We start from the raw sequence: 14,127 nt of genomic DNA, 5'->3' as shown, positions 1-14,127 counted from the left end.
CCGCGCTCGGGCCCGTCCGTCTTGCGTACGGGATGAACAAGACAATCAGGCGCGCCTCGGTCTTCTGTCTGCTGATGGTGCTCGCCCTCCTCGGACGAGCCACCTATGTGCAGTTCTACAAAGGCCAGGCCCTCGCGGACGACAAGCTGAACCGGCGGAACACCATCGCGGAGTACTCGCAGCCGCTCGGGGACATCATCGTGGCCGGCTCGCCGGTCACCGGCTCGGAAAGGACGAAGAGCGGCGACCTCGCCTACCAGCGCAGCTACAAGGACGGGCCGATGTACGCGCCGGTCACGGGCTTCGCCTCGCAGGTGTACGGATCGACGCAGCTGGAGGGGATCTACTCCAAGGTCCTCGACGGCAGCGACCCGCGCATGCAGAACCCGTTCGACGCGCTCACCCGGCAGCGCGCGCCCGGCGGCGACGTCCTGACGACGATCGATCCGGCGGTGCAGAAGGCCGGGTTCCAGGCGCTCGGCGACAAGGAGGGCGCGGCCGTCGCCATGGACCCGAAGACCGGCCGCATCCTCGGCATGGTCTCCACGCCGTCGTACGACCCGTCGAAGATCGCGGGTTCCTCGTCGGTGGACGGCGACGTGTGGAAGCAGTTGTCCGAGGACAAGAGCCAGCCGATGCTCAACCGGGCGCTGCGCCAGCCGCTGGCGCCGGGCTCCACTTTCAAGCTGGTGGTGGCGTCGGCGGCGCTGGAGAACGGCCTTTACTCCTCGATCGACGACAAGACCACGAGCCCCAACCCGTACCGGATGCCGGGCACGACGACGGATCTGCGCAACGAGTCGGCGTCCGCGCCCTGCGAGAACGCCTCGATCCGTACGGCGCTCGAATACTCCTGCAACAACGTCTTCGGCAAGATGGCCGTGGACCTGGGCCAGGACAAGGTGCGGGCGATGGCCGAGAAGTTCGGCTTCAACGACGCGGAGCTGGACGTTCCCGTACGCGCCCAGGCGAGTGTGTACCCGAAGAACATGAACGCGTCGTCGACGGCGTTGTCCGGCATCGGCCAGTTCGACGTGACCGCGACGCCGATGCAGATGGCCATGGTGTCGGCCGCCATTGCCAACGACGGTGTGATGTCGTCGCCGCACATGGTGTCCAAGGTGACGGACTCGAAGGGCAGCACCCTTCAGTCGTACGCGGACTCCGACGGCAAGCGCATCATGTCGTCGAAGACGGCGCAGCAGATGTACAGCGCGATGGTCTCGGTCGTCACCGACGGCACCGGGTCCAACGCGAAGATCGACGGCATGGAGGTCGGCGCCAAGACGGGCACGGCCCAGCACGGAGTGGACAACTCCAAGAAGCCGTACGCCTGGTTCACCTCGTTCGCCAAGGACGCGAAGACCGGCAAGGAGGTCGCGGTGGCCGTGGTCATCCAGGACTCCGACGCCGAGCGCTCCGAGGTCAGCGGCAACGGCCTGGCGGGCCCGGTCGCCCAGGCGATGATGAAGGCGGCCCTGGCCTCGCAGTGAAGCCCGGCCCGGGGCGCGCGCGGACGGACGGGCGCCCCGGACCGGAGTGGTTACGGACTACGAGTTACGGCAGGAAGTACATCGGGTTCGGGATCTTGTACGTGTTGTCGGCGTAGCCGCCCGAGAGGTCGGTGTACTGGTCGCCGAGGTTGGCCACGATGTTGTAGCCGAGCGACTCGATGTGCTTGCGGGTGCCCGACTTGTAGTCGACGGTCGAGCAGGTCCAGGTGGGCTTGCCGCAGCTCAGGTAGGCCGGCGGGTTGGCCTTGTCCTTGAGGAAGAAGTGCGCCGCGTCGACCGGCACGTTGTAGCCCGCCTTGGTGAGGTTGGCGGCGCTGGCGGTGCGCTGGGAGGCGTCGCGCCCGGTGAGGAAGAAGACGGTGACACCGTTCTTGGCCGCGTAGTTGACCAGGTCCGGCATGCCGAACACCGCGATCGACTGCGCGCTCTGCACATAGGCGTCGAAGGCGGCGGCGTTGTAGGCGAAGCCGTTCTTCTTCTCGTAGTCGTACGTGAGCAGCGTCGTGTCGTCGACGTCGAGCACGATGGCGGGCTTACGGCCGTCCCGCCCGGGGTGCTCGGCGGCGTGCTTTATCTGCCGCTTGGCGCGGGCCTCGATGTCGGCGACCTGCTTGGCGTAGTTGCTCTTGGGCGACGCCTGGAAGTTCCCGGAGGCGTCGGCGGTACCGCCGTAGTACGCGTTGATCTTGTCTTCGACCTTGGTGATGTTCGGTATCTCGCGGTCCGACTTCGGCGCCGCGTTGTCGGCGGAGGCCGCTCCGACGCCGTAGAAGGCGACGCCGGTGACGGCGAGTGCGGCGGCGGTGGTTGCGGCTTTGGTGAGAGTGCGCATGGGCATTGTCTACGCGCATCACATGGCGCCCCGCCAGGGGAAATGCGGAAATCTTTGCCGCACTGTGTCCTACCGGGGGTAGGGGCCCGCCCCGGACCCCGCCGCGCCCCCGGCACAGTGGTCCACCCGGTCCGCGCGGCCGGGAGTCCACGACACCCGATACAACAGGCCTGCCCAATTCACCGTCCGTGCATCACGCACCCCGCGATATCGGGCCGACGGGCAGCGCTGGTGAATGTGGGCCGCGTGCGCCCGCCCGGGTCGGGAATTGCCGAGCTCAAGAAGTGCCGGAGCGGCGCTTAAACGCGGCCCAGGAGTTCACCTGCGATATTACCGAGGACGCCTCCGTCCATTTCGTCATCGGGCGACATTTTGACCCTGCCGTGCTTACGGTCGGAGGCGTCGCGATGCCCGCTGCCGGGGATAGGCTCAAGCCGGGTGGTTGAACCCCCGGTCGTATCCCTCTGCGGAGGCGCCGCGGAAGCGCCATTCATTCCGATGGTGGCGAGTAGGACAGGTGTGGCGAGCACAATGGCCAGGGCTCTGCGTACGCGCATGGCTTTCTCCTCATCCAGGACAACAAGTCGCCGCCAAGCTACCCCGGCATTCACCCTGAATAACCGCTCATCGAACTAACCGCTCGTACGGCCGAACGCCTGGCGCCCCCCGCTTTTCTCGCAGAGCTCGATAGGCCTCGACTCCGAAGTCTGCGGAATTCCGGCATGACTCCGTCTCGCTGATTTCATGGCTCCGCCCCGGTGCGGGCCGAGTCGGCACGTACCGGGGCGGCGATGCGGTGCGGGTGCCGGACCCTGCCCTGAGTTGCCCTGGCTCGTGACCAGGCCCAAACGGGCGACAGAGGCGGTTCGAGTACGCCTCTCCCGGCTCTCTCGCTAGCCGAGCAGAGCCTTGAGGAGGGCACCTACGACGTGGAGAAGCCCGCCCACGACAGCACCAAGGACGACAAGAATTGGCACAGTGATCTCCCTGCTGTGAAATGGAGTTTGACCGGCTCGACGCCTCGTTCGAGCCACCCCTGTAACTGCCTGACCCATCAAATGGACACGCTCGTCTTCACCCGCCCGTGGAAGATGAAATGGCCCCTCCGCCCCTTGGGCTACGATCCCGCCCATTCCCGGATGCCCCCGCCCTCCCCTTGTTCTGTCCCTGGGTGCCCCGAGCCGTCCACGGTGGGCGCCGCGAGAAGCATCGAGGCGCAGTGAACAAGAGCCGTGAAACCGTTAAGCATCTGCGTTCGCCGGGTGCTCGCCGCCATAACGGCGGGATCGCGCACAATCAGTTCGTCGCTTTCGCCGCCGAGGCGCGATCACGGCGTGCGGCCGACGGCCTTCGGCCGTTCTGCCCAAGGGGCGCCCAAGGGGGTGCCCCCTTCCCCTCTCACCGCCGAGCGGAAGGGGGGGCAGAAACTCGCGCCGGAGCCGTAGCCGTCCATTCCGTCCGCCTGCAATGTCCACCCGCAATACGGGGGTCGGCCCGCGGCTGCCGGATGGGCAAGCGCGCCGCAGGCGGCTACCCCAGTGCCCCCGACTTCCGCACCGCCTCAAGGTCCGCCCCCGACGCCAACCCCGCGTGGTACAGCCGGAGTTCCGTCGCCCCCAGGGCCGCCGCCCGGGCCGCATCCTCCGCCAGCGCCGCCGGCCGGCCCCCCATCCCCGACACCACCGTGAAGTTGGCGGCAATCACAGCCCCCGAAGGGCCCCGCGCGGCAAAGGGTTCGAGAAGCTCCGTGCCGCCCGCACAGGGCACCACCACCCCATCGGCCACACCTAGGATGTGCGCGGGTTCGACCCCCACGTTGGCCCCGCACCGCTCCGGCCGCGGATCCGCGTGCAGCAGCACGCGAAACCCCGCCCGGGCCCGCCCCCGTACCGCCGTGACGACCGCCTCTTGAAGCTCCCGAGCGACCCGCGTACGGAACTCCAGCGTGCCCGCGCGCAGTTCCGCACCGGACGCGCGCACCGCCCCGCCCCGCCACACCGGCTCCAGCGCCTCTCGCACCCGTACCCTCAACTCGCCCGCGTCCAGGCCGATTTCGCCGTACCCCCGCTCGCAGGACGCGCAGAAGCAGAGCGACATCAGATACTCCGCGATGTCGTCCAGCGCCACCCCCGCGATCTTGTCGTGGCCGTGCAGGTGCGCGAGCCCGTACCAGCCGCAGGATTCGAGTTCGGTGCCGCAGGCGCCGGGCCGTACCGCCGCCTCCGCCGCCAGGGCGACGAGATACGCGCGGACCCGGGGCTGGGCGATGCAGGGCGCCCAGGGGTAGCGGTCGCCGTAGGCGTTGACCACCGACGTGCCGGGGTGCTCCGCGCCCAGCCGGGAGTTGTGCGCGAGCACCACCCAGGAGTGCACGTCGAGCCCGGCCCCCGCCAGCGCCTCGGCGGCCTCACCGTAGGCGTCGCCCGGCGCCCAGGCCCCAGCCGGGTACGGTCTCAACTCCCGCCCCTGCCAAGCGAGTTCATCGGGCGGGTACAGCACCGCCGCGTGCTCGGCCGTGACGATGCGGTGGCGCGGGTGGCGCGGCGTCACGGCGCGGGTCGAGTGGTAGGCGCAGGCGAGCGTCACCTGCCCGGCCCCGAGGTCCGCGATCCGGGCCGGGGCGTCCGGGTCGCCGAGCACGTCCCAGGGATAGAGGAACGCGGACGCCTTCACGCGCCCGCCCCGGACGGGCCGGCCTCGCCCTCGGCCCCGGACTCACCAGCCGCACCTCCACTCGCTCCGCCCTCCCCCGAAGCCAACAGCCCCCGTCCCCGCTCGATCAGCGCGGCCAGCCGCTTGATGTGGTCCGCATCCGGCTCGCTCAGCGGCGGCCGGACCTCGCCCACCTCAAGGCCACCCAGCCGCACCCCCGCCTTGACCAGCGAAACGGCGTACCCGCGGCCCTGGTTGCGCAGTTCGACGAGCGGCACGAAGAAGCCGTCGAGGAGCCGGTTGGCCAAGGCGTCGTCGCCGGATTCGAGGGCCCGGTGGAAGGCCAGCGCGATGTCCGGTGCGAAGCAGAACACCGCGGAGGAGTACTGGGTGATGCCGATGCCCCGGTAGGCGAGGCCGGTCAGTTCCGCGGTGGGCAGACCGTTGAAGTACAGCGGGCTCAGGCCCGCCGAGCGTACGGCGCTCACGATCCGCTGCATCAGATCGAGGTCGCCCAGGCCGTCCTTGAAGCCGATGATGCCGTCGACGCGGGCCAGCGCGACGGCCGTGTCGGGAGTGAGGATCGCGTTGTCGCGCTGGTAGACGATGACGTCGAGCGAGGTCGCCGCGGCCAGTTCGGTGTAGTGGCGCAGCAGGCCCGCCTGGTCGGCGACGACGAGGTAGGGCGGCATCGCGAGCAGCCCGTCGGCACCGGCCTCCTCGGCGAGGCGGGCGTACTCGACGGCGAGGGCCGTGCCGTACCCGGCGCCCGCGACCACCGGGACCCGGCCCGCGCTCTCCTCGACAGCGACGGCGACGCAGGCCCGGAACTCCTGCGGGGTCAGGGCATGGAACTCCCCCGTGCCGCAGCAGGCGAACACCGCGGCGGCACCCGCCTCGATGCCGTCGCGCACGTGCACGCGGAAGACGTCGAGGTCGAGGCCGCCGTCCGGCCCGTACGCGGTCACGGGGAAGAACAGCGGTCCGCTGACGTGGGTGAGACGGGCGGCGAGCGGGGCTGAGGTCACGGGCTGCTCCCTGGGCAAGGACCGTCGTGCACAATTCTGACTGTCGTCTATATTTCTGAACAGCGCCACGCTAAGCCCGCGCCCAGGCGGCGGTCAAGGTGAACAACCTTGGCGCACGGGCGGATTCGACACTTTCGCGTCCCCCTTGACGAGGTCCGACCGCGCTCCCTAGCGTGTCCACACATGTGAATGACGTCTATGGATGCGGCGATCCGTCAACCCGTCACCCCCTCCATCGGCGTCCCCATGGACGGCCCCGCACCCCCGAGGAGAACCCATGCCAGGTCCCCGCACCGTCCTGCTCACCGGCGCCGCCGGCGGGCTCGGCACCCTGATGCGCGGGCTGCTCCCGGCGTACGGATACGAGCTGCGGCTCCTGGACGTGCTGCCGATCCCCGGTGAGCCGGACGCGATCACCGCCGACCTCGCCGACAAGGACGCGCTGCGCGAGGCGGTGCGCGGGGTCGACGCGGTCCTCCACCTCGCGGGAATCTCCCTCGAAGCCTCCTTCGACAAGATTCTCAAGGCCAACATCGAGGGCACGTACAACCTCTACGAGGCCGCGCGCCAGGAGGGCGTACGGCGGATCGTGTTCGCCTCGTCCAATCACGCGGTGGGCTTCACGCCCCGCCCCCGGGGCGCGGGCGACCCGTTGATTCCGGTCGGCACGGCGCACCGCCCCGACACCTTCTACGGGCTTTCCAAGGCCTTCGGCGAGGACCTCGCGCAGTTCTACTGGGACAGGCACGGCCTGGAGACCGTCTCGGTCCGCATCGGCTCCTGCTTCCTGGAGCCCACCTCCGTACGGATGCTGTCGATCTGGCTGAGCCCCGGCGACGGGGCCCGGCTCTTCCACGCCGCGCTCACGGCCGAGCGGGTCGGGCACAGCGTGGTGTACGGATCGTCCGCCAACACCCGCCTGTGGTGGGACCTTTCCTCGGCGCGGGCGCTCGGTTACGAGCCGCGGGACGACTCCGAGCAGTACGCCGAGAAGCTGCTCGCCGAGCAGGGCGAGCCCGACCCGGACGAGCCCGAGCACGCCTGCCTCGGCGGTCACTTCACCACCGACCCGCCGATCTGGCCGCACTGAGACCGCGTGGAGCACGTGGAACGCGGCGCCGACATTCGGGCGAGGTTCAAGGAACCGTAAAGCGACGCCGGTCGTTTCCGGGACATGACCGCAATGACCCCCGGCTCGAACCTTCCGCTCCCGACCACCCGGGTGACGGTGGACGTGACCGCTCCCGTACGGCTCGACGTCTCGGGCCTGCTGCTCACCGCCGACGGCAAGGTGCGCTCGGACGACGACTTCATCTTCTACAACCAGCCGCAGGGCCCTGGTGTGACCTACCGCCCCGGCGGCGGCACCGCGCCCGACGCGATCGTCGTGGACACCGCCGCCGTACCGCCCGGCATCGAGAAGATCGTGGTGACCGCGAGTCCGGACGCCGCGGGCCAGAGCTTCCAGGGCATCGAGCCCACGGCCACCCTGCGCAACGGCGACGACGGCGGCGTGATCGCCTCCTTCACCCCGCCCCGTCTCGGCGCCGAGACGGCCCTGGTGGTCATGGAGATCTACCTGCGCGGCGGCGCGTGGAAGGCCCGCGCGGTGGGCCAGGGGTACGCCAACGGCCTGGCGGGGATCGCCACGGACTTCGGCGTCTCGGTCGAGGAGCCCGCGGCACCGGCCGCCGCGCCCCCGATGCCGTCCGCCCCGCCGGCCGACCCGCGCCTCGCCGCCCCGGCCCCGGCGGCCCCCGCAGCACCGGCCGCACCGGCCGCGCCCGCGCCCGCCCCCGCGAGCAGCGGGAAGATCAACCTGGACAAGGGCCGGGTCAGCCTCCAGAAGAACCAGACGGTCTCGCTGGTCAAGGGCGGCCGCCCGCTGCTCTCCCAGGTCAAGATGGGCCTCGGCTGGGAGCCCGCGTTCCGCGGCAAGGACATCGACCTGGACGCGTCGGTGCTCGCGTACGGCCCGCAGCGCAACCACCTGGACAGCTGCTACTTCGGCAAGCTCTCCATCCTGAACGGCGCGATCAAGCACTCCGGCGACAACCTGACGGGCGAGGGCGCGGGCGACGACGAGGTGATCGTGGTCGACCTCGGCCGCATCCCCGCCGAGGCCACCGGCCTGGTCTTCACCGTCAACTCCTTCTCCGGCCAGAAGTTCACCGAGGTCGCCAAGGCGTACTGCCGCCTGATCGACGCGGCGAGCGGCGAGGAGCTGGTGCGCTTCGACCTGACCGGGGCCGAGCCGCAGACCGGGGTCATGATGGCGAAGTTGGTCAAGCAGTTCTCCGGCGAGTGGGAGATGACGGCGCTCGGCTCGTTCGTGAAGTCCCGCACCGCCCGCGGCATGGTCAAGCCGGGGGCCGAGGCGCTGTAGCGCGCCCACCACTGGTGTGTGAGGGCGGCGGGGTTACGGGCCCCGCCGCCCTCCTCTCATGCGGCCCCCTGCCCCTCTCACGCGACCGTCCTGTCGGAACCCCACAACACCCCCGGGGCAAATCGCTGCCTCCTTACCATTCGCGCGGAGCCACCTCCCCTGGCAGAGTCGGAGCATGAGCGATCTTGGAGAAGTACTCGTCACCGGGCTCGGCGCGATCACCCCGCTCGGCGCCGACACCGCGACCACCTGGGCCGGGATGCTGGCCGGTACGTCCGGGGCGGGCCTGATCGAGGAGGAGTGGGCCGCCGACCTGCCGGTCCGGGTGGCCGCCGGGCTCTGTGTGGACCCCCTCTCGCTGCTCGACCGGGTCGAGGCACGCAAGCTTGACCGTTGTGAACAACTCGCGATGATCAGCTCCCGCGAGGCCTGGCAGGACGCGGGCACCCCGGAGGTGGCTCCCGAGCGGCTCGCCGTGGTGATCGGCACCGGCACCGGCGGCGTGCTGACCACCCTGGGCCAGGACGACACCTTCGAGAAGAGCGGTGCCCGGCGGCTCTCCCCGTACGCCGTGCCGATGCTCATGCCGAACGGGCCCGCCGCCTGGGTGTCCATGGAGCTCGGCGCGCAGGGCGGCGCCCGCACGCCGGTCAGCGCCTGCGCGTCGGGCGCCGAGGCCATCGCGATGGGCCTGGACCTGATCCGCTTGGGCCGGGCCGATGTGGTGGTGGCCGGCGGCACCGAAGCCTGTCTGCACCCGTTCACGATCGCCGCGTTCGCGCAGATGAAGGCGCTGTCGACCGAGGCCGAGGACCCGGCGTCGGTGTCCCGGCCGTTCGACAGGGACCGCAGCGGCTTCGTGATGGGCGAGGGCGCGGGGATGGTCGTCCTGGAGCGGGCCGAGTTCGCGCGGGCCCGGGGAGCGCGGGTGTACGGGTCGGTGGCCGGGGCGGCCGTCACGTCCAGCGCGGACCACATCACGGCCTCGGACGTGGCCGGCCAGGTGCGGGCCGTCGAATCGGCGCTGCGGGACGCCGGGTTGGGCCCCGCCGACATCGGCGTGGTGCACGCGCACGCCACCTCCACGCCGTCGGGCGACCTCGCCGAGGCGGAGGCGGTGGCCAAGGCCATCGGCACACACCCGGTGGTCACCGCCACCAAGTCGATGACCGGCCACATGCTGGGCGCGTCCGGCGCGGTGGGGGCGATCGCGGCGCTGCTCGCGCTGCGCGACGGCATCGTGCCCGCAACCCGCAACCTGGACCACCTCGATCCGGCGGTCCGGCTCGACGTGGCCGCGGGTGAGAACCGCAAGGGCTCCTGGGACGCGGCGCTCGCCAACTCCTTCGGGTTCGGCGGGCACAACGTGAGCCTGGTGCTCGGGCGGGCCTGAGAGCCTGTGAAGAACCCCGGGGACACCGCCGAGCGCCCGCCACGGGTGACCACGTATAAACGGCAGTGCAGCTGAACGGCAGTGCAACCGCCGTGACCCCGGGGAGAGTTCATGAATCTGTCGGCCACCGACCGCCGCGTCCTCGTCAGCGGAGCCTCCCGCGGACTGGGCCGCGCCGTCGCCCAGGCGTTCGCGGCCCAGGGGGACCGCGTGGCCGTGCACTTCGGGTCCCGGGAGGAGGAGGCCCGCGAGACTCTCGACTCGCTGAAGGGGGACGGGCACGCGCTGGTCGGCGGCGATCTCACCGACCCCGCCGGGGCCCGTCGCGTCGCCGACGCCGCCGCCGACGCGCTCGGCGGCATCGACGTCCTGGTGAACAACGCGGCCGTGAACCTCCCCCATCCCCTCGCCGACACCCCGTACGAGGAGTGGGCCGAGCTGTGGCAGCGGCACGTGAGCGTGAACCTCCTCGCCACCGCCAACCTCAGCCACCTCGCGGCGTCCCGGATGATCGCGCAGGGCACCGGCGGGCGGATCGTGAACATCGGCTCGCGCGGCGCCTTCCGCGGGGAGCCCGACCACCCCGCCTACGGGGCCACCAAGGCGGCGGTGCACGCGCTCGGCCAGTCGCTCGCGGTGTCGCTGGCCCCGTACGGAATCGGCGTCGCCTCGGTCGCGCCCGGGTTCTTCGAGACGGAGCGCGTCGCGGGGCGGCTCGGCGGGGCGGAGGGCGAGGCGATCCGGGCGCAGTCGCCGTTCGGGCGGGTCGCCTGTGCCGAGGAGATCGCGGAGGCGGTGCGCTGGCTCGCCTCGCCGCTCGCCCAGTGGTCGTCGGGCGCGGTGCTCGACCTCAACGGGGCGTCCCACCTGCGGACTTGAGGCGGCGCCGCACACAGCCCGGTGGCCCCTCGATCAAGCGATCAGGGGGCCACCGGAATGAGACCCGGGCTTCTCAGCCCTACAGCCACGGCCAGTTGACCGAGCGGCCCGCCTCAAGCAGCGGCACCATGCGGAACGCCGCGTCCGTCAGGCCCGCGAACACATGGCGGTTGTCCGTGCCCGACGGGCCGTGCCCCACCCGGTACCCCGCGAGGTTCCAGGTGTAGACCGGCACGTCCGCCGGGACCAGCGCCGTCGGGTCGCCGCCGTAGTGGTACGAGGCCTGCTCGTCCGTCACGATCAGCACCCGGTCGTGGCGGCGGTAGTGCTTGCGGACCGCCTCCGCGGTGTTGGTGCCGCCCAGGTCGCCGAAGCGCTCCAGGATCTTCAGGACGGACTCCCCCGCCCTGTACTTCACCCGAGCGCTGTCGGTACCGAACTCCACGAGGTCCGCGTCCGCGGCCCGCAGCGCCAGCGCCGTACCGAAGATCGCGGCCGCGTCCGCCCGGTTGAGCTTCGAGCGGTCCGAGAGCGGCGACCACATCGAGCCCGAGCGGTCGACCAGGATCAGGGTGCGGCCGCCGAGCGCGGGCACGTTGGCCAGCGAGTGGCCGAGCGCCTTCTCCAGCGGGTACGACCAGCGCAGCGACGGCGCGTGCTGGTACGCGGCGAGATAGCGGAACGGGAACTGCCGGGACTTCGCGACGACTTCGGGGTCCGCTATCTTCGCGCCGACCTCGGCCGCCACCTCGTCCGAGACGCCCGCCTCGTCGAAGTTGCGCAGGTTGCGCACCAGGGCCATCGGGCCCATCGACGGGATGACCGCCTCCCAGGCCTCCTTGTCCATCGGCCCCTGCAGCCAGCCCGCGAGCGCCTCCCAGGTCAGGCCCGCGGCTGCCAGCCGCTCCGCCCCGTCCGGAGCGAGCACGACCGCGCGCCGCTCCTCGACCGGCAGCGCCATCAGCTCGCGGTGCGCGGTCAGCACCCGGTCGCCGGCCGGCGGCACCGCGGTGTCGGGGTTGTGCCGACGGTCCAGCGCGTACCGGAAGAGCTCGCCCTGCCACGGCTTGGCCGGGTCGGGCGCCGCGTGCACCAGGTTGAGGATGTCGCCGAAGCGGTACCCCTTCGAGGCGGTGTCGTACTTGAGCAGCGACTTCCCGCTGTAGAGGCGGCGTACGGCATCGGCGATCCCGCGCTTCACGGGCTTGGGCACGTTCCGCCCGTACATCGAGGTCCAGTACCCGAGGAGTTCGCCGGGCTCGTCCGGGCGGAGCAGCACCGAGGCGACGACCTGCCGGTTCGACGGGCCGGTCGCGGCGCCCGCGTCGAGGCGCGCCCCGACGTACTCGGCGGCGCCGACGATCGAGGCGGTACGCATCCCGCCCTCGCCGCGCAGCCAGCCGAGCAGGCCCGCGGTCCACTCGGCGTCCTCGACGGCGAGCTTCCGCACGAGCGCCGCGAACCGGTCGTCGCGGGCCTCGCCGGTCTCGTAGAAGGTCTGCTGGGAAACGAAGTTGGCGACCGCGAGCAGGAAGAGCTCGGACCGGGCGTCCCGCAGGTGGCCGGGGCCGCCCTCGTGGGTGTGGGCGGTGGCGCCGGTGGACGCCACGGGCGAAGTGGTACGCGCCTTGGTGGCGCGCAGGTTGAACCGAGCCATGGTGGATGGCCTCCCGAGATCGAATTCGGCGACGGCGCTGTCGTGGAAGAAGGAGCCGTTGCCTGCGCACCGGGAGGTGCACGAATTGATGAGGTGTGGGTGCCGCGGAAGCAGGTCCTGCCTGCCCGTCCGGACGAGTTCGACCTTAGGCGGCGGCCCGGACGGCACGCCAAGCATTTTCACGGGAGTACGTGGCCCGGCAGGAGCTCAGGGCGTCAACTGGCCGCTCTTCAGGTGCAGTTGGAGAAGTGACGGAGTGTCGGACATGGCGCCGCCCGGAGGCCATGCGGCCTCCGGGCGGATGGAGTGTGGTGTGGGATCAGGCTCGGGAGCGGGCCTTGAAGGCAGCCTTGCGGGCCTCCTTCGCCGTGGACTTGTCCGGGTGGAGGCGGCCCATCGCCTCCAGGACGTCGGCGGTCGCGGGGTGCTCCACCCGCCAGGCCGCGTCGAAGAACCCGCTGTGCTGGCCGACCAGGCCCTCGACGAGTTCCTGGAGCTCCTCCAGATCGCCCTCCACCGCGAGCTGCGCGGCGATGGTGTCGATGGCCAGCCAGAAGATCATCGCTTCGGACGGCGGCGGCACGTCGGGGGCGCCGCGCTCGGCGAGCCAGACCCGGGCGAGACCGCCCAGTTCCGGGTCGGGCAGCACCTCGCGCACGGCGGGTTCGGCCAAGGCGCCGGTCAGGGCGAGGGCCTGCTGGCAGTGCAGCCGGCGCAGCGGGCCGCCCTCGTCGCCGCCCCGGGCCGCGGTGAGCAACTCCCTTGCCGCCTCGGCCGGTTCGCGCCGCGCGAGCCACTGCTCGGTCTCGGCGCGGGCCGAGAGCTCGGGGAAGAAGGCGATGCCGTCGAGCAGCGTGTCGGCGCCCTTGTCGGCCAGGTCGCCGACGGCCGGGGCGTCCACGCCGGCCTCCAGCATCCGGGCGCGCACGCCGTAGAGGCCGAGCGGGGTGAGGCGGACCATGCCGTAGCGGGAGACGTCCTCGTCGTCGACCGGCGGGGCGGGCTCGTCTCCGACCTCGGCCATCAGGGCCTCGTCGACGGGCTCGTACTCGACCAGGCCGATCGGCTCCAGGAGCCGGAACTGGTCGTCGAGGCGCATCATCGCGTCGGAGACCTGCTCCAGGATGTCGTCGGTGGGCTCGCCCATGTCGTCGGGGACGATCATCGAGGCGGCGAGCGCGGGCAGCGGCACCGGCCCCTCGGGGGTGCCGCCCTCGCTGACGGTGAGCAGGTACAGGTTGCCGAGAACGCCCTCCAGGAAGTCGGCCTCCTCCTCGGGGTCCCATTCGAGGCGGTCGAAGTCGATCTCGCCGTTCTCGCCGACCAGGTCGGCGAAGTCGTCGATCATCGGGGCGGTGGCGTCCGCGAAGACGACGTCGAAGGCGTCGAGCCAGAGGGCCAGCACGTCGTGCGGCGAGCCGGAGGCGAGCACGGAGAGGTTGTCGCCGGGCGAGGCGGTGCCCTCGGCGTCCTCGTCGTCCTCACCCGCGGAGTTCGGCGTCTCGGGGGCGTCCTCGATGTCGACGAGGCCGGTGTCGACCGCGACCCGCCAGGCCTCGCTCGCGTATGCCGGGCCGTCCTGGTCGTCGCCCAGGCCGAGTTCGGCGGCGGCCGCGGGCAGCTGCTCCTCGACGAGTTCGCCGCCCGCGCCGACCCGGGTGTCGGGCCCGGCCCAGCGGGCCAGCCGCACCGCGCGGGCGAGCAGCGGGGCGGACAGTGCGTCCCGGGCCAGCTCCGCCTCGGAGTTCAGCCGTACCGGCGGCAGGGTGGGGCGGTCTCCGGACAT

At 71.4% G+C, this 14,127-nt stretch carries 10 protein-coding genes; 5 read left to right on the top strand and 5 right to left on the bottom strand.

Features of this window, described 5'->3' with window-relative positions:
- The first annotated feature begins 32 nt into the window (after positions 1-32).
- Positions 33-1,493: a peptidoglycan D,D-transpeptidase FtsI family protein gene (locus OHA17_RS30200; protein WP_406509159.1), complete on the top strand. Its 1,461-nt coding sequence runs from the start codon at positions 33-35 to the stop codon at positions 1,491-1,493.
- A 64-nt stretch (positions 1,494-1,557) separates the two neighbouring features.
- On the opposite strand, the gene OHA17_RS30195 is transcribed toward OHA17_RS30200, so the two are convergent.
- The 3 genes from OHA17_RS30195 to OHA17_RS30185 form a co-directional block, all read right to left on the bottom strand.
- Positions 1,558-2,346 carry an HAD family acid phosphatase gene (locus OHA17_RS30195; RefSeq protein WP_398876645.1) on the bottom strand — a complete coding sequence of 263 codons (789 nt, stop codon included), beginning with the start codon at positions 2,344-2,346 and terminating at the stop codon, positions 1,558-1,560.
- Positions 2,347-3,876: 1,530 nt separating this feature from the next.
- Positions 3,877-5,019 carry a hypothetical protein gene (locus OHA17_RS30190; protein ID WP_406509158.1) on the bottom strand — a complete coding sequence of 381 codons (1,143 nt, stop codon included), beginning with the start codon at positions 5,017-5,019 and terminating at the stop codon, positions 3,877-3,879.
- The gene (locus tag OHA17_RS30185; protein ID WP_406509157.1) at positions 5,016-6,026 is read right to left on the bottom strand and encodes a 5-dehydro-4-deoxyglucarate dehydratase; all 1,011 of its coding nucleotides are present in this window, start codon (positions 6,024-6,026) and stop codon (positions 5,016-5,018) included. Before OHA17_RS30185 ends, OHA17_RS30190 begins: the two co-directional genes overlap by 4 nt.
- Before the next feature lie 277 nt (positions 6,027-6,303).
- Between OHA17_RS30185 and OHA17_RS30180 the strand changes: the two genes are divergently transcribed.
- From OHA17_RS30180 to OHA17_RS30165, 4 genes are all read left to right on the top strand, one after another.
- Positions 6,304-7,116: an NAD-dependent epimerase/dehydratase family protein gene (locus OHA17_RS30180; protein WP_406509156.1), complete on the top strand. Its 813-nt coding sequence runs from the start codon at positions 6,304-6,306 to the stop codon at positions 7,114-7,116.
- An 84-nt stretch (positions 7,117-7,200) separates the two neighbouring features.
- Positions 7,201-8,412 (top strand): TerD family protein, encoded by a 1,212-nt coding sequence (locus OHA17_RS30175; RefSeq protein ID WP_406509155.1) that lies wholly within the window; start codon positions 7,201-7,203, stop codon positions 8,410-8,412.
- Positions 8,413-8,587: 175 nt separating this feature from the next.
- The gene (locus tag OHA17_RS30170; RefSeq protein ID WP_406509154.1) at positions 8,588-9,805 is read left to right on the top strand and encodes a beta-ketoacyl-[acyl-carrier-protein] synthase family protein; all 1,218 of its coding nucleotides are present in this window, start codon (positions 8,588-8,590) and stop codon (positions 9,803-9,805) included.
- Positions 9,806-9,916: 111 nt separating this feature from the next.
- A complete protein-coding gene (locus OHA17_RS30165) occupies positions 9,917-10,684 on the top strand; it encodes an SDR family NAD(P)-dependent oxidoreductase (protein ID WP_406509153.1) in 768 nt (255 codons plus the stop codon).
- 79 nt (positions 10,685-10,763) lie between these two features.
- On the opposite strand, the gene OHA17_RS30160 is transcribed toward OHA17_RS30165, so the two are convergent.
- Together OHA17_RS30160 and OHA17_RS30155 are read right to left on the bottom strand one after the other, a co-directional pair.
- Positions 10,764-12,341 carry a TROVE domain-containing protein gene (locus OHA17_RS30160; RefSeq protein WP_406509152.1) on the bottom strand — a complete coding sequence of 526 codons (1,578 nt, stop codon included), beginning with the start codon at positions 12,339-12,341 and terminating at the stop codon, positions 10,764-10,766.
- A 319-nt stretch (positions 12,342-12,660) separates the two neighbouring features.
- Entirely contained in the window at positions 12,661-14,127 is a 1,467-nt protein-coding gene (locus OHA17_RS30155) for a hypothetical protein (RefSeq protein WP_406509151.1), read from the bottom strand.

Origin of the sequence: Streptomyces sp. NBC_00212 (genome assembly GCF_045206365.1) — a bacterium.
Lineage (GTDB): Bacteria > Actinomycetota > Actinomycetes > Streptomycetales > Streptomycetaceae > Streptomyces.
This window is presented reverse-complemented; position numbering and strand designations above follow the sequence as displayed.

Bases quoted from the DNA above. Each gene is read 5' to 3' on its own strand.
- OHA17_RS30200 (WP_406509159.1), top strand. From the start codon at position 33: ATGAACAAGACAATCAGGCGCGCCTCGGTCTTCTGTCTGCTGATGGTG.
- OHA17_RS30195 (WP_398876645.1), bottom strand. From the start codon at position 2,346: ATGCGCACTCTCACCAAAGCCGCAACCACCGCCGCCGCACTCGCCGTC.
- OHA17_RS30180 (WP_406509156.1), top strand. From the start codon at position 6,304: ATGCCAGGTCCCCGCACCGTCCTGCTCACCGGCGCCGCCGGCGGGCTC.
- OHA17_RS30175 (WP_406509155.1), top strand. From the start codon at position 7,201: ATGACCGCAATGACCCCCGGCTCGAACCTTCCGCTCCCGACCACCCGG.
- OHA17_RS30170 (WP_406509154.1), top strand. From the start codon at position 8,588: ATGAGCGATCTTGGAGAAGTACTCGTCACCGGGCTCGGCGCGATCACC.
- OHA17_RS30165 (WP_406509153.1), top strand. From the start codon at position 9,917: ATGAATCTGTCGGCCACCGACCGCCGCGTCCTCGTCAGCGGAGCCTCC.
- OHA17_RS30160 (WP_406509152.1), bottom strand. From the start codon at position 12,341: ATGGCTCGGTTCAACCTGCGCGCCACCAAGGCGCGTACCACTTCGCCC.
- OHA17_RS30155 (WP_406509151.1), bottom strand. From the start codon at position 14,127: ATGTCCGGAGACCGCCCCACCCTGCCGCCGGTACGGCTGAACTCCGAG.